Raw genomic sequence first — 20,821 nt, 5'->3', positions numbered from 1 at the left:
TCAATATTCGATCTTCTGCCCATCCCATGCGTACAGATTGCCGCTGTCGGCAGGGGTAAGTCTGTCGAGCACACCCAGCAGCTTGTCTGCCGAAAAGGCTGGCGTGAACAGCTTTCCCGGCGCGACATTGCGCTGGAAGGGCTGCGACAGCTGGGTATCGACCGTACCCGGATGCAGCGTGGCGACGATCGCTTCCTTGTGCGATCGGGTCAGTTCGATCGCGAGGTTGCGGACTATCATGTTTAGCGCCGCCTTTGACGCACGATAAGCGTGCCAGCCGCCCAGCCGGTTGTCCGAAATCGAACTCACGCGCGCCGAAAGTGCCGCAAAGATCGCACGCCGGTCGCGCGGCAGAAGCGGCAGGAAGTGCTTGGCAATCAGGGCCGGCCCGATCGCATTCAGCGCAAAGGCCTGTGCATAGGCCTCACCGCTTTGCGCTCGCCAGGATTTTTCGGGCTGAACGCCGCCATCATGCAGCATCCCCGTTGCCACAAGGATCAGGTCGGCGCTGCGAATTTGAGTAGCGGCTGCCTCGATGCTCGCCTCATCGGTCAGGTCGAAAGTGAAGGGGTGGATTTTTCCGCCACCCGCCACCGGCCTGCGCCCCCCGGCATGGACGATTGCAACTGCGGGATCAGCAGCCAACTGTTCGACAAAGGCGGCACCAATCCCGCCCGTCGCGCCAAAAACGCAGACAGTAATCGGTGATGGAAATGATTGAAGCATGACACCGCTTTACGCGGCTGGCGGCGGCCGGCAATTCGGGCATTCCCCTGCCTCTGGGTCAGGGGGGGTGGCCCTTCACTGCTCCAACTCAATGTCCCAATAGAGCCAGTCCATCCAGCTTTCGTGCAAATGGTTGGGCGGGAAGGCGCGGCCGCGATCTTGCAATTGCCAACTGGTCGGGCGGATTGCCGCCATGCGCAGCTGCATGTGGGCCTGTGCCGGGGTGCGGCCGCCTTTCCGAAGGTTGCAGGGCAGGCAGGCGGTGGTGACATTTTCCCAACTTGTCTTGCCGCCCAGCCGGCGCGGAACGATGTGGTCAAAGGTCAGATTGTCGCCCGTGCCGCAATATTGGCATTCAAACTTGTCGCGTAAAAACAGGTTGAAGCGGGTGAAGGCGGGATATTCATTGGGCTTCACATATTGCTTGAGCGCAATCACCGACGGGATCTGCATGTCGAGGCTGGGGCTGTGGACGTGCCGTTCATAGCTGGCGACGATATCCACTTTTTCCAGAAACACCGCCTTGATCGCCGTCTGCCATGGCCAGAGGCTCAGCGGGTAATAGCTTAGCGGTGTATAATCGGCGTTTAGGACAAGCGCGGGGCAGTTTTCGGGGTGGCGTGCCCGATCTGCGGCTTGGAATGATCCGGCGTGAAACATGCCTTCTGACCTCTCCCCTATCTTTTGTGGCTTAACACTGTTCCCTCCCTCTCCCAAGGAAGTTACAGCATTTTGACAATTGCTACGCTGAACCGCAGACTATGGCGGCAGGGATTGACGTCAAGAGGGCAAAGACCACCAGATATGGTATTTCTGTGGGTAAAATAGCGGGTATCGAACTATCGCCGCAGCGCGTGGCTGCGACGCGTTTTGCGCCCAGTCCCAATGGCCGACTGCATCTGGGCCATGCCTTTTCTGCGATGTGCGCGCATGATTTTGCAAAGGCCAATGGCGGGCGCTTCCTTCTGCGGATCGAGGATATTGACGGCACGCGCAGTCGCCCTGAACATATCGAAGCGATCCTTGAAGATATGGGCTGGCTGGGATTGGTTCCGGATGGCCCGCCTGTTTTTCAGTCGCGGCGTATTGCCAGCTATCGCAGCGCGCTGGAACGGCTGCAGGAAATGGGGCTGGTGTATCGCTGCTGGTGCACCCGCAGCGAAATCACCGAAGCATTGCGCCATCGGCCAGTGTGCCATGGACCCGATGGTCCCGTCTATCCGGGCACCTGTCGTGGGCGGACCGATGAATGCCATGGCGAATATTGCTGGCGGATCGACATGGCCGCAGCAGCCGAGCGGACAGGGCCTTTACGCTGGACCGACCTTGCCGCCGGCGTACAGCATGCCGATCCGATGCAGTTTGGTGACGTGATCTTGTGGCGCAAGGATGCGCCGGCCAGCTATCATCTGGCCGCAACGCTGGACGATGCGGCGGACGCAATCAGCCATGTCGTGCGCGGGATGGACCTTTTCGCCTACACCGCCATTCACCGTTTGCTCCAGAAGTTGCTGGGGCTGCCCGAACCGCTTTACTGGCACCACCCGTTATTGCTCGACGAAAAGGGTGAGAAACTTGCAAAATCGCGGTTGTCGCAACCGCTGTCGGAGCTTCGAAGCAAGGGCATATCCGGTATCGAATCTATCGGCCAACTGCGGCAGGGAAAGCTTCCGCTTGGAATTACCCGGTCGAGTCCCTAGATGGATTTGCAGAAAAGGATTTAATCATGGCCGCGCTTCTTATCATCGCTCTCATCATCGTCATGGGTCTGGTCGTTTGGGCCGTGGTGCGCGGCTTGCATGCCTTTGCCAATATGGACCCGAATGACGTTGATGAAAATGGCGTGCCGCGCGCACTTGCCCGGCAAAACCAGATGATGTTCGCCCGCGTCAAATGGCAGGCGATTGCGATTGCGATCGTCGCGATCATCGTCGTCGGCGGCGCGTTCGCAGACTGAGCCGGCCGTCATGGTCAAGTTGAACAAGATTTACACCCGCACGGGTGATGCGGGCACCACGGGGCTGGTCGATGGTTCGCGCCGGTCAAAGGCTGATGCGCGAATGCATGCTATTGGCGAGGTGGATGAAGCGAACAGCGCGCTGGGCATCGCGATTGCCGCGCTTGAACGCGCTGATGGTGATGTCGCGCTTGTTGCCGGTCTGCGGCGTATCCAGAATGACCTGTTCGATCTGGGCGCCGATATCGCGACCCCGGGCGATGATTTTACTCCGGGTGAAATGACGCTTCGCATCGTGCAGGGCCAGGTTGACTGGCTGGAAGCGGCGATCGATGCTGCGAATGAACAACTGCCCCCGCTCACCAGCTTCATCCTGCCCGGTGGCAGCGAGGCGGCGGCGGCGATGCACCTTGCAAGGGCCGTTTCGCGTCGTGCCGAGCGGGCGCTCGTATCGGCTGCGGCCGGAGAGGCGATCAATCCGCTCGCGCTTATCTATCTCAACCGGCTGTCGGACTATCTGTTCGTGCTGTGCCGCCTGATCAACAAGGATCGCGGCGGCGACATTCTTTGGGTGCCGGGCGCGTCCCGCTAACCCGTCATTTTGATCCGGGCAGCGGCCGGGTGCGCCCGCATGGCCCCAGCGATTCAAGCACAAAACGATAATCTCCCTGCGCGCCCGCGATTGAGGGCGGTTCGCTGCTTTCGATCAATTTGGAATCAAGGCTGCGTGGCAGGCTGCAGGCGAGGCGATACCATAATAATGTATTGCGCGCCGGGGCCTGAGCGGATTCGTCGATCACATCGCCCGTCGATACCGCCCAGCGCTTTTCCTGGCCGGGCCGGCTTAACACCGAAATCGAAATTGGTTCGCCGCCTGCCGTGCGCAGGAAAATCTGCGTTTCGCTCTCTCCGATCACTGTCCCCGGCGTATGAAATGCGCTGCTGATTGCCGAAATCGCATCTGGTGCGCCCAACAGGACCGCCTCTTTGGTGATCGTACGCACCAACATGTCATTTGCCGCACTCCAATCAACCAGCGCATCGGGGCGCGAAAGCCGCAGCGTGCCCGGAAGGCCCTGTGCTTTGTTGCCGAACAGGAAGAAGCGGCGCTTCTGCAATTTGGGCACCTTTCCCTTTGCGTTCTTGGGAATATCGAGGAGGAAACGCGCCCGTGCGGCAAAGCCATCTTCGCCGCGGATCAGTGACTGGACGTCGGCCTCGACCAGCGATCGCTGTATGTTTGCCGGCACTCCAACCGCTTGGGTTTGGGGCAAAGCTGTGACCTTGCGAATCTGGACATCGAGAATCAAAGGCGACTTCACCACGAGATCGGCAATATCCGCATAGCCTGCGCCCTCTGCAGGCACAGAAAATGTGGTTTGAGCGGGGGCCTGCGCAACCGCATTGGGGGCCAGCAGCATCAGCGCACATGACAAGGCTAAATGGATGGCAAACTGGCTTTTCACCTTGGGTTTCCTTGATATTTTGTTACTTTGTAACATCGTGCCGTGAAAGCAAGGGTCCCACAAGTCTTGAATTGCAAAGGATGAATTGCGGATGAATCGCAATATTCGCATTGCCTGCGGAAAATGGCCTCGCTAAAGCGGCTTAGGAATCAGCCATAAAAAGCAATTTCAAGCGCTGACCATTGGGTGGCATCACGAAGATGAGCTTACCAAGCGGTCGGAGCCTTAATGGGGTAAGTTAGGAGAGTAGTTTCCGCATGGCATATGCTGATCAAGATGGAATGAGTTCGAGCCGACTGGTCTCGATCATCATCGTCGCGCTCCTTCACGCTTTCCTTGGCTATGCACTGGTCACCGGCCTCGCTTATGAGGCGGTGCAGCAAGTCAAGCAGAAGCTGAATGTCGTTGACGTGAAGGAAGAAGAGCCGCCTGAAGAGGAAGAGCCGCCGCCAGAGCCCGAAAAGCAGATCGAGCCGCCGGTAGTTTCGCCTCCGCCGCTGGTCACGACGGTAACGCCGCCGCCGACAGTTCGTACGGTCGATACGCCGCCACCCGCAGCGCCCATCGTCCCCACGGCTGCCCCGCCGGCACCTGCGGCACCGCCGCCGCCGGTTGCAAAGCGTCCTAATCCGCTGCCAAAGGGTAATCCGGGCAACTGGGCGAACACCAACGACTATCCGTCGCGCGCCCTGCAGCAGGAACGTGAAGGCACCACCAGCTTCCGCGTCACCGTTGGTCCTGATGGTCGCGTTCAGTCATGCACGGTCACAGCTTCTTCGGGTCATGCCGATCTCGACGATGCGACCTGCAAGAACATCCAGCGTCGCGCCCGTTTCGATCCGGCACTTGACTCCAATGGTCAGCCCACCTCGGGTAGCTGGTCGAGCCGCGTACGCTGGCAAATTCCGAAGTAATCATTCAGCCCGGCTTAGGGGAGCTTCCAGGCCGGGCTTTTCAATAGTCTATCTGGTTTTTTGAGAGGAAGTAGAAATGTCGATTGTTTTCCTGACTGCAGCTGGTGCCGATCAGGCAGCCGTTGCACAAAAATTTGGTCTTATCCCTGCGCTGAACGAAGGTGGCCCGATAAGCTGGTCGATCTTCATCGTGATGGTGATCATGTCGGTCTTCTCGTTCTACATCATGTTCACGAAGTTGATCGAACAGCAGAAGGTTCTGAAGCAGGCCAAGGAAGTCCAGGCAACGTTCTGGCGCGCAAACAGCCTTGAAGAAGGTGCGGCGAAGCTTGAAAAGAACAGTGCGTTCCGTCAGCTGATCGACGACGGCATTGCTGCCCAGAAGCAGCATGGCATGCTGACCGATCCGGTTGAAGCCCATGACTGGCTGCACGGCGCGATGAATCGTTCGGAAGATTCGATCAACAGCAAGCTCGCTGGCGGCCTGGCATTCCTTGCTACCGTTGGTGCGACCGCTCCGTTCGTTGGTCTGCTCGGTACCGTTATCGGCATCTATTCGGCGCTGATCAAGATCGGTATCGCCGGTCAGGCCGACATCGGCAAGATCGCTGGTCCCGTTGGTGAAGCACTGATCATGACCGCAATCGGTCTGTTCGTCGCGGTTCCCGCGGTGCTTGCCTACAACTGGCTTCAGGCGCGTAACAAGTCGATCGCCCGCAGCATGTCGGCTTTCTCGAATGACGTACTTGGCTACATCACTTCGGATGGCAAGGTGAAGCCCGCAGTTAAGGCTGCTCCGGCTGCCGCTGCCAAGGCTGCTCCGGCCGCTGCCGCTAAGAAGTAAGACACTGGGGGGACGGGTCGTCCGGTCAGGGCGGCCCTCCCCTCGATGACCGCGCCCATGGCCTTGTGTCCGGGTGCGAGCAGTCAGAGAGGAATAGCTAAATGGCAATGAGTACTGGAGGCGGCGGCGAAGACACGCCAATGTCAGACATCAACACGACCCCGCTTGTGGACGTCATGCTGGTGCTTCTGATCGTCTTCCTGATCGCCATTCCCGTGGCCATCCAGACGGTCAAGATGCAGCTCCCTGAGCAGATTTTTGAACCGACCAAGGCAAAGCGTGAAAATGTGTTGCTGTCTGTGACCACGACCGATGTGAACGGCCTCGATCCGGGCGCAGAGGGCTTTCAGGGCGCTAACCCCAGCGGGGAATGCCGCATCTATTGGAACGTGACTCCGGTGGATTCGACCGAATTGGTTGATCGTGCAGCCAAGCATCTGAAGCGTGAATTTGACATCCTCGGCGGCGAAGCTGCCGCAGCGGCTGGCCAGATCACGCCCGATATGCTGCCCGAGGCGCATATTCGTGGTGACGTGAACACGCCTTATCGCTGCATTGGTGGTGCGATCTATTCGATGCAGATGGCAGGCTTTGCCCGCGTCGGGTTCATTTCGACGCCGTTCCCGCCGCTCGATTCGGCTAAATAAGTCCAGCCTCGCAAGGAGCAAATATTATGGCAATGAGTGGTGGCAAGGACGATGGCCAGCCGATGATGGAAATGAACACGACGCCGTTGATCGACGTTATGCTCGTTCTCCTCATCATGCTGATGATCACCATCCCGCCGGTATCGCACGCGGTTGATATCGATCTGCCCGTGCAGGATCCGAACCAGCCTCCGCCGGAAGTATTGATCGATCCGGTGGTCAACAAGATCGTGATCATGCCCAACAGCGAAATCCAGTGGAACGGCACGCCGTCTTCGCTTGATCAGATCGGGCAGTATCTCGCACAGACAAAATCGATGAGCCCCGAGCCGGAACTTCAGTTCCAGCCCGCACCGACTGCGGTCTATGACACTGTGAACGCGACGTTGAACGTCGTGAAGCGCAGTGGCATCACCAAGTTCGGTTTCGTCGGTAACGAACAATATCGCGTCTTCGGCAAGGCGGCCATCGAAGGTCGTTGATCGCAGAAGCTGCAATCGACATGAAAGGGCGGCTCTCGGGCCGCCCTTTTTTTGTGTCGCTAAAGTGGGGTGCTATGGCCCCATCATCCTGAGGTTTCCTTGTATGACGGCCATGGGATGCAGCTGTTGATCCACATGCGTAAGCCGTACGATGGACCTTTGACCGCTGATCCGACAGCCCTATCCGCGACAATGAAACGACATAAGTCGCAGGATGAACCGCAGCGGACCGTAAGCAGGCGGGATGGTAGAGGCGATGAAGCCCTGTTTGCCGATTGATCGGTCAGAACTCGACATTCTACCGGGATGGACAATGGCGGACTATCGCACCGCTAGCGCGATCTCCACGAGCCCTTCCAATGAACGGCCACACCTATAAGCAACTCAGGCGTCGAATTGCAGGCTAGCCAGCCGTGCGTAGAGCCCGCCTGCCTTTGACAGGCTGTCATGCGTCCCTTGCTCGACGATGCGGCCTTGATCCATCACTACGATCCGGTCTGCCTTGCGTACGGTGGCGAGGCGATGGGCGATGACGATGGTTGTGCGACCCTTCATGAGATGTTCAAGCGCATCCTGCACCAACCGTTCGCTTTCAGCGTCGAGCGCGCTGGTAGCTTCATCCAGCAGCAGCAAGGGAGCATCGCGCAACAATGCCCGGGCGATCGCGATCCGTTGCCGCTGGCCGCCCGAAAGTCGCGCGCCGCCTTCGCCCAGATAGGTGTCCAGGCCTTGGGGCAGTTCGCGCAGGAAAGTTGCGGCATTAGCCTGTTCAGCCGCCGCCCAGATTAAGGCGTCATCGGCATTCCAATTGCCGTAACGCAGATTATCGCGTGCGGACGAAGCGAATAGCACCGTATCTTGCGGTACAAACGCCATGCGTTGACGAAATTCTGCCGGATCGGCGCTGGTCAGCGCAACTCCATCAATTCGCACCGTGCCGGCCTCAGGATCATAGAAACGCTGCGCCAACTGGAAGAGGGTCGATTTGCCCGCACCCGACGGGCCGACAACTGCAACCGTCTCCCCCGGCGAGACTTTCAGACTGAAATCATCAAGCGCCGCAACCTCGGGCCGCGTCGGATAGCGGAAACGGACATTCTGATATTCAAGGCTGCCGCGCGGAGCGGGCATTTTGACGGGATTTGAAGGTGCGGCAATTTCGGGCACTTCCTGCAAAAGTTCCGCCAGTCGCGACGCTGCACCAGATGCACGCACCAGATCGCCATAAACCTCGGTCAAGGCGCCGAATGAACCGGCGACAAGGCCGCCATAAAGAACAACTGCGAACAATGTGCCGGCTGAAATAATCCCTTGTGTTACTTGGTCGGTGCCTTCCCACACCAGCAAGGTGATGCCACCAAAAATCAGCGTCATCACCAGTGCGGTCAGGAAGGCGCGCAGGCGGATACGGCGCTGTGCAGCGGCGAAGGTGCTTTCCACCGCGTCGCGGAAGCGTTGCTGTTCCCGCTTCTCCTGCCCGAAAGCCTGCACGATCTTGATTGCGCCCAATGCCTCAGACGCGACGGTGCCGACGCTCGCCACTTTGTCCTGGCTGTTGCGCGATGCCTTTTCCAATCGTCGGCCGAGGAAGACGATGGGCAGCACAACGACTGGAATGCCAGCAAGCAGCCAGATCGTCAGGCTAGGCGCAAGGCCGAACAGCAGGAAAACACCACCAATGCCGATAAACAGATTGCGCAGCGCAACGGAAACAGTCGTGCCTACAATCTGTTCGATGATCGCGGTGTCGGCCGTCATCCGGCTCGCGATTTCAGCGGGCCGATTCTCTTCGAAAAAGCGGGGCGCAAGGCGGAGTAGATTATCTTGTACAGCGGCGCGAATATCGCCAACCACGCGTTCACCCAGCCAACTGACAAAGTAGAAGCGGAAGGCGGTCGAGATGCCGATCACCCCGACAATCGCAAAGAGCAGGTAGAAATAAGGGGCGGGATCGCCGCCATCTTTGATGAACCCCTTGTCGATGATCAGGCGCAAGCCATAAGGAATGGCCAGCGTCGACGATGCCGCCACCACCAGTGCCAGCAAGGCAAAAAGGATCTGTCGCGGATAATCGAGGGTAAAGCGCGCGATCATGCGCAGGCTGCCCAGATTGACTTTCGCCTTGGGTTCCGCTGGCGGTTTTCCGCTATCCGGTGCGTCGGGCATGGCTGCGGTCACATCATTCATGCCGACCGCCTAGCAGGCGCGGCGAGCCGTAACAATTGGCGAGCGAAGCGCTTTGATCTTTTTCTATGGTGCAATGCACAAAAAATGCCTATGTCAGGGTCTGAAACAGGGCCCTTTGATCCAGCGTCAGGCTGCCTTTGGGCGAGACGGGAAACGCACATGCTCTACACCGGATATGATCTTCAGCGCGGCATGCTTGCCGGAATGGGCTGGATCGCGCAGAAACAGGCCGATTTCCTGAATAATTTTAACGCCGCTCCGTTCAACTATGGCGGGCTGACAGGGATCACGGCGTCGGCGCTTGACGTATTCGCCCATTCGGTGATGCCTCGCGGAAAGCCTGGCTTCGGACTCGATTTTGTCGAGGTGGATGGGAAGCATGTTCCGGTCGAGGAACGCAATGAGGCGCGTAAGCCCTTCGGCCAGCTCAAGCATTTCGTTTATGAAGGCAGCGAGGCCAAGCCGCGCCTTTTGATCTGCGCGCCGATGTCAGGCCATTTCGCGACACTGCTGCGCGGCACGGTCGAACGGATGCTGCCGACACATGATGTTTATATCACCGACTGGAAAGATGCGCGCGATGTACCGCTGACTGGCGGCGGTTTCGACCTTGAGGCCTATATCGACTATCTGATCGAATGGCTGGAACATATCGGTCCCGATGCCGGTGGACGGGGTGCGCATATGCTCGCAGTATGCCAGCCTTCGGTTCCCGCCTATGCGGCAGCCGCGATCATGAGCGCAAAGGATCATCCGCTGCGTCCGCGTACATTGACGATGATGGGTGGTCCGATCGACACGCGCGAGGCGCCGACTGCGGTCAACGACCATGCCACCCGCCGTCCGCATGACTGGTTTGTGCATAATGTGATCGCGACCGTGCCACCTTATTACAAGGGTGCTGGTCGACGTGTTTATCCGGGCTTTCTGCAACTGGCCGGTTTCATGTCGATGAACCTTGGCAACCATATGATCAGCCATTGGACAATGTTCCAGAATCTGGTCGAAGGCGATGGCGACAGCGCCGAGCGGCACAAGGAATTTTACGACGAATATCGCGCGGTTTGCGATATGACGGCCGAATTTTATCTGCAGACCGTCGACGTCGTGTTCCAACGCCATCTGCTGCCCAAGGGCGAGTTTAATTATCGCGGGCGTCTGGTCGATCCTGGTGCGATCCACGATATTGCTCTGCTTGCGATCGAAGGCGAGCGTGACGATATTAGCGGCCTTGGCCAGACCAAGGCGGCGCTGGACATAGCAACCGGCTTGTCAGACAAGCTGAAACATTATCATATGGCCCCCGAAGTCGGCCATTATGGCATTTTTAATGGCAGCAAATGGCGCGATAAAATCGCCCCTGTCGTCGAAGACTGGATCCTCGCGCATAACGCCTGATCCCAACGGAGGCTCTAAACTCCCGGTTTGCTTGTCGAAACCTGCTCCTGTGGTTACGGAAAAGAACGGGCCCGCCGGGGGAGGTGTAAGATGAAATTGCAGATCACGGCTATGGTGGAACGTTGGCCCGTTGCCGGCCAGTTCGTGATTGCGCGGGGCGCGAAAACCCATGTCGACGTTCTTGTCGTTGCCGTGCGTTGCAATGGCGCGGTTGGCATGGGCGAAGGTACCGCCATTTATTACCTACAGGAAACCGCGGAAAAAGGCGTGTCGCAAATTGAAGGCGTAATGGAAGTGCTTTCCGGCCTTGAACCTCGCGCTGCACGTGAGGCGTTACAGCAATTGCTTCCCCCCGGTGTCGCCCGCAATGCGCTTGATTGTGCCTTGTGGGATGTTGAGGCCAGCCTCGCCGGCAAACCGTTATGGCAATTGGCAGGGTTGGTAGCGCCGCCTCAGCCGCTGCAGACTGCCTTTACCATTTCATTGGGCGAACCTGACGTGATGGAGGCCGATGCGGCAAAGGCGTCGGCGCGCGGTTTTGGCCTGCTCAAACTCAAACTCACCGGCGAGGGCGACCGGGATCGGGTTGCGGCGGTGCGCAGAGGCGCACCTATGGCGCGATTGATTGTTGATGCCAATGAAAGCTGGGGCGGTCTTGATATTGAGGCAGAGGCCCATGCTCTGGCGGCGCTGGGGGTCGAAATGATCGAACAGCCGGTGGCGGTGGGGCAGGAGACGCTGCTCGATGGCGTGAGGGCCCCTGTTCCATTCCTTGCCGACGAAAGCTGCCAATCACGCGCAGAGCTTGATTTGTGCGCGCGCCATTTTGACGGCATCAACATCAAGCTCGACAAGACCGGCGGGCTGACCGAGGCCTTGGCTTTGGCGCGCGAGGCGCAGGCGCGCGACCTAAAACTGATGGTCGGCTGCATGCTCTCCACCAGCCTTGGCATCGCACCCGCATGGCTTGCGGCACAAGGTGCGATATGGGTCGATTTGGATGGGCCCGCCTTGCTGGCGCGCGATCGCGAAGATGGCTTTACCTTCGAAGGCGGGAAGATAATTCCCGCCTGAGCAGGACATCTCAAACCGCGTCGAGATATTCGATTTCGGGTGCACCGGCGAGGCACGCGCCCAGTTTCGGGCCAGCGGCGCGGAAATAATCGCTCTTGCCATGCGCGTCGAGTGCAGCCTGATCGGCATAGCATTCCAGCACGCGATAGACCTGCGCATTGGTGCGCGAACGGGTAAGGGTATAGAAATGGTTGCCCGGCTCATTCGCCCGCACCGCTGCCGAAAGTTCTGCAAACACCGCTTCGAATTCGGCATTCTTGCCTTCTGCTACGGTCAATGTTGCGACGACGCCAATTCCGGCCATTTCTGATTCCTCTCGATAAATGATGGTGGGCGCAGGGTTTTGACCGCTGCGCCCGTCTTCTTGGTTACAGGACTTCGAACAGTCCGGCTGCGCCCTGGCCGCCGCCAATGCACATCGTTACAACGACATATTTGGCGCCGCGACGCTTGCCTTCGATCAACGCATGACCGGTGCAGCGTGCGCCCGTCATACCGAAGGGGTGACCGATCGAGATCGAACCACCGTTGACGTTGAGTAGTTCGTCAGGAATGCCGAGCTTGTCGCGGCAATACAGCACCTGCACAGCGAACGCCTCATTCAGTTCCCAAAGGCCGATATCATCCATCTTAAGGTTGAAGCGCTCGAGCAGCTTGGGGATCGCGAAGACGGGGCCAATGCCCATTTCATCGGGCTCGGTGCCGGCGACCGCCATGCCGACATAGCGGCCGAGCGGGGTCAGACCGCGCTTTTCGGCAACCTTGGCTTCCATCAGCACACTCGCCGAAGAGCCGTCGGAGAGCTGGCTGGCATTGCCTGCGGTGATGCAATGACCTTCGCCCATCACCGGCTTCAGGCTGGCAAGCCCTTCAAGCGTGGTTTCGGGGCGGTTGCAGTCATCACGGTCGGCGGTGACTTCCTTGTAGGAAACTTCCTTGGTTTCCTTGTCCACGATAGCCATTGTGGCGGTGCAGGGCACGATTTCATCGTTGAACTTGCCCGCCGCCTGTGCGGCAGCGGTGCGCTGTTGCGACTGGAGCGAATATTCGTCCTGATATTCGCGGCTGATATTGTAACGCTTGGCCACCACTTCGGCAGTGCCGATCATAGGCATGTAAATGTGTGGGTGCATTTCCAGAAGTTCACGATCAGGCTCAACAAACATCTTGCCGCTGCCGACTACCTTGGAAATGCTTTCAACGCCGCCGGCGACGCAGATGTCCATATTGTCCACCAGAATCTGCTTGGCAGCCGTGGCGATGGTCATCAGGCCCGAGGAACATTGACGGTCAATGGTCATCGCGGGGACGGTTACCGGCAGTCCGGCCCGCAGCGCAGCAAGGCGCGCGACGTTGCCGCCGGTCGAGCCTTGCTGCACAGCAGTGCCGATCACGACATCGTCGATTTCCGCGCCTGAAAGGCCAGCACGTTCGACGGCAGCCTTTATCGAAAATGCGCCAAGGGTGGCACCGGTGGTGTTGTTGAAAGCGCCGCGCGCTGCCTTAGTCAGCGGGGTACGGGCGGTGGAAACAATAACTGCGTCGCGCATGGAAGAATTCCTTTCGATAATTTACTCTCCTGTATGAAGGAGAGGAGCGAGACTATTGAGCATAGCGAACTAATCGCAGCGGCGAGGGACCTCGCCCACTTCGCCTAAGGAATAAGCTCCCTAGGCTGCATATCCTTTCCCGCTTGAGGGAGGGGATGAAGCGACCTCAAACAAAAAACTGGGTGATCCATTCGGCGATGCAGGCGGGCTTTTCCTCGCCTTCGATTTCCAGCGTGTATTCAATCGTCTGCTGCCACTGGCCTGGACGCTTTTCAGCAAGTTCGAGCAGCTTGAAATGGCCGCGCACGCGCTTGCCCACGCGGACCGGGGCAAGAAAGCGGGTTTTGTTGCCACCATAGTTGACGCCCATTTTTACGCCGTCGATCCGCGGGCAATCCGATTTCGCCATCAAAACGGGCAGCAGCGAAAGCGAGAGGAAGCCATGGGCGATGGTGCCGCCGAACGGGGTCATCTTGGCCATTTCCTCGTTCACATGGATGAACTGGTGATCGCCGGTGGCATCGGCGAATTTGTTGACCATATCCTGATCGATCAACATCCAATCCGAACTGCCGATGACTTCGCCGACCCGGCTTGCGAGATCGGCAGGGGTAACTCCGCTCATGTCCTGCTCCTTATTGGTGGAATTTGCGCGGGGTTCTGCGCTTTTCTGCCGCAATTGACAAGTCTTGCCATTCGAAGCGGCGCTGACCCTACGTCATCCGATCAAGCAAGGCTTTGCGGTCCGCGAATCAGCCCTTGGTGCGCCCCTGCGAAACCGGCTGGGGCAGCGGGGCATAGGGCATTACATAGCTTCCGTCGGGCGCTGCGGTGAAGGTCGTTTGTGTCGGATAGGCGAACAATATGTCTTCGTCGCGGAAGCGTTCGAGGATGGTGAGCCCGACATTATGCCGCGTGGTAAAGGTCTCTTCGAAATCGTCGCTCCGCACATCGAAAACCAGTTCGAAATCGATCGAGCTAGGGCCGAACCCGACAAAACCGGCGCGCACAAATTCTTCATTTTCCGCTTCCACAATCGCGCGCAACATGGCGGGGATGCGCCGGGCCTTTTCCGGCGGGGTTTGGTAAATCAGGCTCAGCCGATAGGTCGTCCGGCGAAAGGCGGTGGTTGTGTTATTGGTGATTTCCTTGTCGAGCAGCTTGCTGTTCGAGATGATCTTTTCCTCACCTGTCACGGCACGCAGCCGGGTGCTTTTCATCCCGATGCGTTCCACCGTTGCGGTTGACATGTCATAGCTAATGGTATCGCCGCGCTTGAATGGCCGGTCGAAGATGATCGAAATCGCCGCGAACAGATCCTGAAAGATTCCTTGTGCGGCTAGGCCGATAGCAATGCCGCCAACGCCAAGACCTGCGATCAGGCCGGTGACATTGACCCCCAGATTGGCGAGAATGACGATGGCAGCGATGGCGAACAGCGCGAAACTGACCAGCAGGCGGATCAGCACCATCGCGCTGGCGAGTGTTTCATGTTCCCCGCCGCTTTCGCCGGCACGCCGTTCGATCATGCCCAGAATGATCTCGCGCATCCAGATGGCGACCTGCAGCGCGGCGGCGATGGTGAACAATATGTCGATCGTCCGTGCAACGGGGTGGGGTGCGTTGGCATAGCCATTGACCAGTTCCGCAGAGACCATGATGCGAAAGAATATTCCGGTGCGGGCAAAAGTGCGCGCGGCAATCGTCGCCAGCGCGCCATGATCCTCGCTTTTCCTTACGATACGCGCCGCCCGCCGCCGCAGCCAGCTGAGCACAAGAAACACGATGATCGCCGCCGCCGTCGCGATCAGCAGTTCGGGCAGATTGTTGCGCACCCAGTCGGTGATTAACTGTCCATAGGCCTGAATACGCGGCACAAGTTCGGTTGCGGTATCCGGGGTTAGTTTGGGATCGGGTAGGGGCATGTCCTTGATCTAGTGCCCAGCCATGCCTGCGACAAGCCGTCAGTTGGGCCGCCAGGTGGGCCGTCAGGCGGTATTGCCGCTTTCCTTGGATACAAGCCGCTGGTTACGGATTGGCATCCATGCTGCTTCGCCGCGCCGCCGCGCAAGATAGGTGTCGAGCCCGATCTGCATTCCGACCAGCATATAGACAAAGGGCTGGAACGCGATGCCGACAAAAAGCGAACCGACCAGATAGATTATCTGCGCGTTTTGCAGCGCGCGAGCCAGCGGTGCCACCCAAGTCTCGTCCGGCCGGTTGCGCTTCCTATAGATGCGGCTGATCACTTCCATCCGCCAGACACCGCCTACATGGATGATCAACCAGATGATCAGTCCCGGAAAGCCCTGCTCGCCGAGCATCTCGAAATAGCTGCTATGATAGGCGCGCGCCTGATCGACAATCTCTCGGCTGTCGACGGCCCCTGTGTCAAAACCATTTTCGTCGACGACCGGCAGTTCATAGCGCACCTTGTTTATGCGATACGCATCAAAGCCCCCGCCAAAGGGGTGTTCCTGGACAAACTCCCACGTCCATTTCCATACTGCAAGCCGCGTTGCCGCTGATTCATCTGTTTTATATTCGCGGATCGTCTCCATCCGGTCGGAAAAGGCCGATGGCAGAAAGGGAATGGCAGCCGCGCCCACCAACACTGCCGCTGTCAGATAGAGGAAACGGCGCTTGGTTTGGCGGATGAACAGCACTGCCAGCACAGCGATACAGACGAGGCCCGTGCGCGCCTGTGTCCCAACAGGGATCAGCAAGGCGGCAAAGACTAGCGCGCCCGCATAAACCCGCACCTTCCAGTCAGGCTTTATGATCGTGCCATGCCGCGCCAGCCAGACGATTAGCGGGATGATCGCAATCGCGACGCAGCTGATGATGCTGCCTTCATACAGACCCGCATTGTCGTCGATCAGCAGTACCAGCGAACCATATCCGCCACCGCCTAACACCGTCTTTACCCCGCCGGTGACGATCAATGCCGATGCCGACAGCACCATGACAAGCGCCAGCGCCTCGATCCGCAAACGTGTCTTCAATAGCAAGGGTAGAAAGGCGGCAAAGACCAATGCCTTCCAGACCCAGCCCCATTTTTCCTGAGCTGCCACCGGCTCGATCGCGACCGTCGTGGTATAGCCGCAATAGACGATCAGTACGACCAGCAACGTCCAGCGCGGCGATATTCTGACATCGCGTTTCTCGTCGCTCACCAGAAAACCGAGAACGGCGAGGCTGAAGGCGACAAGTGAGATCGACAGCGAGTTGAGCATGAAATAGCTCAGCCGTTGTGGCGCGACGATATCGATATAGGCATAAAGCAGGGTGAACAGAAACGGCCGCTTGAACGCAAGCAGCATCAGAAGGCCGATATAGCCGACGAAGAAAAGGTCACGCATCGGGCGGCGTTACTTTGTTGCGCGATTGGACTGCGCGGCGGGCAATGCCGAATCCTTGCGGTTCGGGATCACGCTCGGGCGGCGGCTCTACGTTCAGGTCTTCGCGCCGGCTGAGCAGCCAGAAGGCAAGCAGGATCAGGCTGTGGCTCAGCAATATCGATAGATTGTCGATCATTCGAACGCGGCCCCTGCCAACCCGGCGATGGCCGGACATAGCGCTAAATTGCAAAATCGCGAAAAACTTAACTCGAGGAGGGTTGACGCCCCGTTAAATATTCTGCGCCTATGTGCAGCTTATGGTTCGCATCCTCCACGTTCTTGACCATAGCCTGCCGCTGCACAGCGGGTACACCTTTCGCACGCGCGCCATTATGAAGGCGCAGATTGCGGCAGGATGGGATGCGCGCGGGTTGACCGGATTGCGGCAATATCAACATGGCCAACAACCCGAATCGTTTGAGGAAGAAGCCGAGGGGCTGCATTTTTATCGCACGCCTGCGACCCAGTCCGGCTTGCCGCTGCTGCGCGAATGGCGCGAGGTGCGCGCACTGGAAAAGCGGATCGTCGATCTGCACCGTGCCTGGCCCTTTGACATTGTTCATGCCCATTCGCCCGCGCTCAACGGGCTGGCCGCAGCGCGGGCTGCCAAAAGGCTGGGCTTGCCATTTGTTTATGAAATCCGTGCCTTTTGGGAGGATGCGGCGGTGGGCAATGGCACCGGCCGGGAAGGTTCGCCACGCTATCTTCTGACCCGCGCGCTCGAAAACCATGTCGTTGCGTGCGCAGACCATATTGCTGTGATTTGCGATGGGCTTCGGAGCGATCTTGTGGCGCGCGGGGTTGCCCCCGAACGCATATTGGTTTCACCCAATGGTGTCGACATGGCGATGTTCGGTCAGCCACCGCCACGCGATGCAGCGCTTGCCGCAGAGCTTGGGCTGCAGGGCAAGGATGTGATCGGCTATATTGGCAGTTTCTACGATTATGAGGGGCTGGACGATCTTGTCGACATGATGGCCCGGCTGAAAGGCGCGGCGAGCGCGGCGCATCTTTTGCTGGTTGGCGGCGGTCCGATGGAGGATGCCCTGCGCAGGCAGGTTGCGGCATCCCCAGTGGCAGATCGTATCCATTTTGTCGGCCGCGTGCCGCATGTTGAGGTCGAACGCTATTATAGCCTGATCGACATCCTCGTTTATCCGCGCAAATCGATGCGGCTGACCGACCTAGTGACCCCGCTGAAACCGCTTGAGGCGATGGCGCAGGGCCGGCTGGTAGCGGCGTCCAATGTTGGTGGGCATAAGGAGCTGATTGCTGACGGGGTTACGGGAACGCTTTTTCCTGCCGACGATCCTGCAGGCGCAGCCAAGGCAATTGATGCCTTGTTTGCAGACAGGGCCGTTTGGGAGAAGAGAAAGGCGGATGCCCGGGCCTTTGTTGAAAAGGAACGCAATTGGCAGAATAACATAATATGTTACGAACCTGTTTACCATTTGCTGCTAGCCCGAGGCAAACGGGGCTAGGATTCGGCGTTTTGCGCCTGTTTTTGCCCGATGATAACAGGGTTAGAATATGCCGCTTGACCGCAAGATTGATAACCAGATGCGCGCATGGATATTTGCTTTTGTCGGATCGGCGATTGTTGCCGTCGCGGCGATGTTCGTGCCCGTTCGTGTGTGGGAAATGATTACGGGATCGACCGGCATTTCCGAAATGGTTCCGGTCGCGGCTGCACCTTTGGGTGACAAGGCCCGCGCGCTGATTGCATTCGGTCTGGGCGCCGTAACCTTCATCATGCTCGCGGCACAGACATTGCGCCGTCCGGCACGCAGCCGTTCTGTGGCGGATGTTGCCGACGATGTTGTCGCCAACGAACCGCGCATGTCCAGCTGGAATGATGCGGTTTTTGATCTGACGGAGAAGGCCGATCCTGAACCAAGCCCCTCGCTCGTCGCGCGCCTGCGTGGAAAGCTGGCGGCCTGGGCCGAGGCGCGGCGCGACAGCAGCGCAATTGTGACCCTTGAGGATCTGCCGAAATTGCGTGCCAGCGATGCCCATCCCGATGCGCCGCCCCGCCGCCCCTTCTCGGCTGGTCGTGACCTTGAGGCGTTGGCGGCCGAAGGCGAACCGGTCAGCACCGTCTCGATGTTTGCGCGTGAAGCGCAGGCAATTTCAGAGGCGCCAATTGCTCCAGAAGCCCCTGAAGCATCCATTGCCGAGCCGATTGCCGAAGACGAACCGATGCCGCTGGTCGACGACAGTCTTGATGCCGGTCTGGAAGCCGAATTGATTGAGGCTGCCGCCATTGCTGAAAGCGGAGAGCCGCATGAAGAGCAGTTGCAGGCCGCAGCAGGCATCTCGCCCCACCATGATATTGCGGTTGAGGCCGATGCGCCTGTCGCAGTCGAAGCCGAAGTTGTGGCGCCCCATGCTGACGATTTGCTGGCAACCATGGTCGACCGGTTGGAAGCTGCGCTGAATGCGCGTGATGCCGAACTGGCGCGGATCGAGGCGCTTGCCCGGGAACTGGCTGCAAGCCAAGCCGTGCCCACTCCGCAGACCGGCGCTCTAAACGCGATCGAAGCTGAAACGGTTGCGGTGTCGCGCCCGGCCCGCGAAACGATGCTGGCTGACGTTTTCGTTCCAGACAATGCCGAGGAAATGGACCCGGCGCTGCGGTCGGCCCTTGAAACGCTGCATCGCACGCATTCACGCATGCACTAGGCTGGCCACCTCGTTCGGGTAGTGCGCTTGGCAATCTTCCGGTTGTGTCATCCACGCGCAAGGCTGCGTTTCTGCATCATTTTGGAACAGCTGGGCAGACGGCGCGCAATTTACATGCGCCTTCATGGCAGTCCTTTGAAAAAAATGTTAAAGACAGCTTAACCACCGAATTGCGCATGGGGTGCGCTTTTCGGTGTCTAAGGAGCTGTTGACCATGAAAAAACTCGCAATTGCTGGGATGTCCGTCGCGGCAACTTTGGCACTCGCACCCGCAGCGCATGCGAGCGAATCGTTTACGATCAGGAACGATGCCGCCAAATCCGCTTTGTTCGACGCCGTTTATGAAGGGCGCAAGGGCAACCGGCAGCCGGTTGCAGGCACGCCTGTGCCGCGGCCCTATGTCGTCCAGAACCGTTGGGGCCACAATATTGGCGGACGCTGGTTCGCCGGATTTTATGCACCGGGCGGCTGGCAGGGCTATCGTGCGCCTTACCGTGGATTTGTTCTTCCCGGCTATTGGGTGAACCCTGCTTATTCGATCAGCAATTACCGCGTGTTGGGCCTTCCTGCGCCAAGCGCGGGCTGGGGTTGGTCGCGCTATTATGACGATGCCGTGCTGCGTGACCAGCGTGGCTATGTGCAGGATTACCGCCCTAATCTCCATTGGGACGAATATGGCTATGCCCCCGAAGGAGGCCGTTATGGACGGCCCGATTATGGCCCGTCCATGGGTGCGGATCGCAGCATCTACGACATGGGTGGAGCGCCGACCTATACCGGCGACGATGGTGTGCGGTACGATTATCAGGGCCAGTGGACACAGGGCCGTTATGTCGATTCCGATGGCCGTGTCTTTGAAGGCCAGTGGAACGGCACCGTTACGCGCCAGGGTGAAGGCAATGCCGGACCGGTGCGTGCAGGCGCGCCTTATCCGGTGCCTCCGCAGTCGGGTGCGCGCGGCTATCCTATGGCCCCCGCCTATGCCGTGCCCTATGGCTATGATCGTTATGAACGTTGCCTTCGCACAGAAGGTGTGGCTGGCGCTGCCATCGGCGCGGTGATCGGCGCTGTTGCCGGAAACCGCATCGCCGGCCGGGGCGATCGCACAGCAGGGTCGCTGATCGGTGGTGGACTTGGCGCACTGGCGGGGCTTGGCGTCGAGAAATCGATGAAGAAATGCCGCAAATATCTGCCCGATAGGGAGGCAAGTTATGCACCCGCGCCCGGCTATCCCGTCACTGGTTATCCCGAAACGGGCTATCCACAGCAGCAGGGCTATTATCCCGGCAGCTATTATTACTCCGGCCAGCCTGTGGTGACTACGATCACTATATCGCAACCCGTGACCACCACCACCGTCACCGAAGAAGTTTATTATGAAACGGTTCCGGTGAAACGCAAGGCGGTCCGCAAATGGAAGCCCAAGCCGAAGCCGCGCTGCGTTTGTCGCTAAGCATATAAAAAACCCCGCTGCGGCGGGGTTTTTTTCATGT

22 protein-coding genes are annotated in these 20,821 nt (G+C 58.8%); 12 read left to right on the top strand and 10 right to left on the bottom strand.

Features of this window, described 5'->3' with window-relative positions; all coding sequences use genetic code 11:
* The gene (locus RSE16_00465) at window positions 1-726 is read right to left on the bottom strand and encodes an SDR family NAD(P)-dependent oxidoreductase (GenBank protein ID WRH75985.1); all 726 of its coding nucleotides are present in this window, start codon (window positions 724-726) and stop codon (window positions 1-3) included.
* 75 nt (window positions 727-801) lie between these two features.
* Window positions 802-1,386 (bottom strand): HNH endonuclease, encoded by a 585-nt coding sequence (locus RSE16_00460; protein ID WRH75984.1) that lies wholly within the window; start codon window positions 1,384-1,386, stop codon window positions 802-804.
* A gap of 155 nt (window positions 1,387-1,541) precedes the next feature.
* Here RSE16_00460 and gluQRS point away from each other — a divergent pair, with 155 nt between their 5' ends.
* From gluQRS to RSE16_00445, 3 genes are read left to right on the top strand one after another with little or no spacing between them, the layout of a single operon-like run.
* Window positions 1,542-2,426 carry a tRNA glutamyl-Q(34) synthetase GluQRS gene (gene gluQRS / locus RSE16_00455; GenBank protein WRH75983.1) on the top strand — a complete coding sequence of 295 codons (885 nt, stop codon included), beginning with the start codon at window positions 1,542-1,544 and terminating at the stop codon, window positions 2,424-2,426.
* Between the two features lie 26 nt (window positions 2,427-2,452).
* Window positions 2,453-2,683, top strand: a complete 231-nt coding sequence (locus RSE16_00450) for an HIG1 domain-containing protein (GenBank protein WRH75982.1) — start codon at window positions 2,453-2,455, stop codon at window positions 2,681-2,683.
* 10 nt (window positions 2,684-2,693) lie between these two features.
* Window positions 2,694-3,275, top strand: coding sequence for a cob(I)yrinic acid a,c-diamide adenosyltransferase (locus RSE16_00445; GenBank protein ID WRH75981.1), 582 nt, complete (start codon window positions 2,694-2,696; stop codon window positions 3,273-3,275).
* Window positions 3,276-3,279: 4 nt separating this feature from the next.
* On the opposite strand, the gene RSE16_00440 is transcribed toward RSE16_00445, so the two are convergent.
* Window positions 3,280-4,149, bottom strand: coding sequence for a hypothetical protein (locus RSE16_00440; protein ID WRH75980.1), 870 nt, complete (start codon window positions 4,147-4,149; stop codon window positions 3,280-3,282).
* Between the two features lie 257 nt (window positions 4,150-4,406).
* Here RSE16_00440 and RSE16_00435 point away from each other — a divergent pair, with 257 nt between their 5' ends.
* The 4 genes from RSE16_00435 to RSE16_00420 all read left to right on the top strand — a co-directional run bounded on the left by RSE16_00435 (window position 4,407) and on the right by RSE16_00420 (window position 7,036).
* A complete protein-coding gene (locus RSE16_00435) occupies window positions 4,407-5,063 on the top strand; it encodes an energy transducer TonB (GenBank protein WRH75979.1) in 657 nt (218 codons plus the stop codon).
* Between the two features lie 76 nt (window positions 5,064-5,139).
* Window positions 5,140-5,907: a MotA/TolQ/ExbB proton channel family protein gene (locus RSE16_00430; protein WRH75978.1), complete on the top strand. Its 768-nt coding sequence runs from the start codon at window positions 5,140-5,142 to the stop codon at window positions 5,905-5,907.
* A gap of 101 nt (window positions 5,908-6,008) precedes the next feature.
* The gene (locus tag RSE16_00425; protein ID WRH75977.1) at window positions 6,009-6,554 is read left to right on the top strand and encodes a biopolymer transporter ExbD; all 546 of its coding nucleotides are present in this window, start codon (window positions 6,009-6,011) and stop codon (window positions 6,552-6,554) included.
* A 26-nt stretch (window positions 6,555-6,580) separates the two neighbouring features.
* Window positions 6,581-7,036 carry a biopolymer transporter ExbD gene (locus tag RSE16_00420; GenBank protein WRH75976.1) on the top strand — a complete coding sequence of 152 codons (456 nt, stop codon included), beginning with the start codon at window positions 6,581-6,583 and terminating at the stop codon, window positions 7,034-7,036.
* Window positions 7,037-7,420: 384 nt separating this feature from the next.
* On the opposite strand, the gene RSE16_00415 is transcribed toward RSE16_00420, so the two are convergent.
* Window positions 7,421-9,202 (bottom strand): ABC transporter transmembrane domain-containing protein, encoded by a 1,782-nt coding sequence (locus RSE16_00415; GenBank protein WRH77379.1) that lies wholly within the window; start codon window positions 9,200-9,202, stop codon window positions 7,421-7,423.
* Between the two features lie 180 nt (window positions 9,203-9,382).
* Between RSE16_00415 and phaZ the strand changes: the two genes are divergently transcribed.
* Complete coding sequence (phaZ, locus tag RSE16_00410; GenBank protein WRH77378.1) at window positions 9,383-10,621, top strand: polyhydroxyalkanoate depolymerase; 1,239 nt, start codon at window positions 9,383-9,385, stop codon at window positions 10,619-10,621.
* A gap of 90 nt (window positions 10,622-10,711) precedes the next feature.
* Complete coding sequence (locus RSE16_00405) at window positions 10,712-11,695, top strand: dipeptide epimerase (protein ID WRH75975.1); 984 nt, start codon at window positions 10,712-10,714, stop codon at window positions 11,693-11,695.
* A 10-nt stretch (window positions 11,696-11,705) separates the two neighbouring features.
* On the opposite strand, the gene RSE16_00400 is transcribed toward RSE16_00405, so the two are convergent.
* From RSE16_00400 to RSE16_00375, 6 genes are all read right to left on the bottom strand, one after another.
* A complete protein-coding gene (locus RSE16_00400) occupies window positions 11,706-11,999 on the bottom strand; it encodes a putative quinol monooxygenase (protein ID WRH75974.1) in 294 nt (97 codons plus the stop codon).
* Window positions 12,000-12,063: 64 nt separating this feature from the next.
* The gene (locus RSE16_00395; GenBank protein ID WRH75973.1) at window positions 12,064-13,245 is read right to left on the bottom strand and encodes an acetyl-CoA C-acyltransferase; all 1,182 of its coding nucleotides are present in this window, start codon (window positions 13,243-13,245) and stop codon (window positions 12,064-12,066) included.
* A gap of 166 nt (window positions 13,246-13,411) precedes the next feature.
* On the bottom strand, window positions 13,412-13,870 hold the full coding sequence (locus RSE16_00390; protein WRH75972.1) for a MaoC family dehydratase: 459 nt from the start codon (window positions 13,868-13,870) through the stop codon (window positions 13,412-13,414).
* A 127-nt stretch (window positions 13,871-13,997) separates the two neighbouring features.
* Window positions 13,998-15,170, bottom strand: coding sequence for a mechanosensitive ion channel family protein (locus RSE16_00385; GenBank protein ID WRH75971.1), 1,173 nt, complete (start codon window positions 15,168-15,170; stop codon window positions 13,998-14,000).
* Window positions 15,171-15,233: 63 nt separating this feature from the next.
* On the bottom strand, window positions 15,234-16,607 hold the full coding sequence (locus RSE16_00380; protein WRH75970.1) for a putative O-glycosylation ligase, exosortase A system-associated: 1,374 nt from the start codon (window positions 16,605-16,607) through the stop codon (window positions 15,234-15,236).
* The gene (locus RSE16_00375) at window positions 16,600-16,782 is read right to left on the bottom strand and encodes a hypothetical protein (protein ID WRH75969.1); all 183 of its coding nucleotides are present in this window, start codon (window positions 16,780-16,782) and stop codon (window positions 16,600-16,602) included. Before RSE16_00375 ends, RSE16_00380 begins: the two co-directional genes overlap by 8 nt.
* Before the next feature lie 121 nt (window positions 16,783-16,903).
* Between RSE16_00375 and RSE16_00370 the strand changes: the two genes are divergently transcribed.
* The 3 genes from RSE16_00370 (at window position 16,904) to RSE16_00360 (ending at window position 20,781) form a co-directional block, all read left to right on the top strand.
* Complete coding sequence (locus RSE16_00370; GenBank protein ID WRH75968.1) at window positions 16,904-18,127, top strand: glycosyltransferase, exosortase A system-associated; 1,224 nt, start codon at window positions 16,904-16,906, stop codon at window positions 18,125-18,127.
* 49 nt (window positions 18,128-18,176) lie between these two features.
* Window positions 18,177-19,328 carry a hypothetical protein gene (locus tag RSE16_00365; GenBank protein ID WRH75967.1) on the top strand — a complete coding sequence of 384 codons (1,152 nt, stop codon included), beginning with the start codon at window positions 18,177-18,179 and terminating at the stop codon, window positions 19,326-19,328.
* A gap of 214 nt (window positions 19,329-19,542) precedes the next feature.
* Complete coding sequence (locus tag RSE16_00360) at window positions 19,543-20,781, top strand: hypothetical protein (protein WRH75966.1); 1,239 nt, start codon at window positions 19,543-19,545, stop codon at window positions 20,779-20,781.
* Window positions 20,782-20,821: the final 40 nt, after the last annotated feature.

Origin of the sequence: Sphingobium sp., from assembly GCA_035196065.1 — a bacterium.
GTDB classification, from domain to species: domain Bacteria; phylum Pseudomonadota; class Alphaproteobacteria; order Sphingomonadales; family Sphingomonadaceae; genus Sphingorhabdus_B; species Sphingorhabdus_B rara.
The sequence above is the reverse complement of the archived record's forward strand: the minus strand, read 5'-3'. Positions and strand labels throughout refer to the sequence as shown.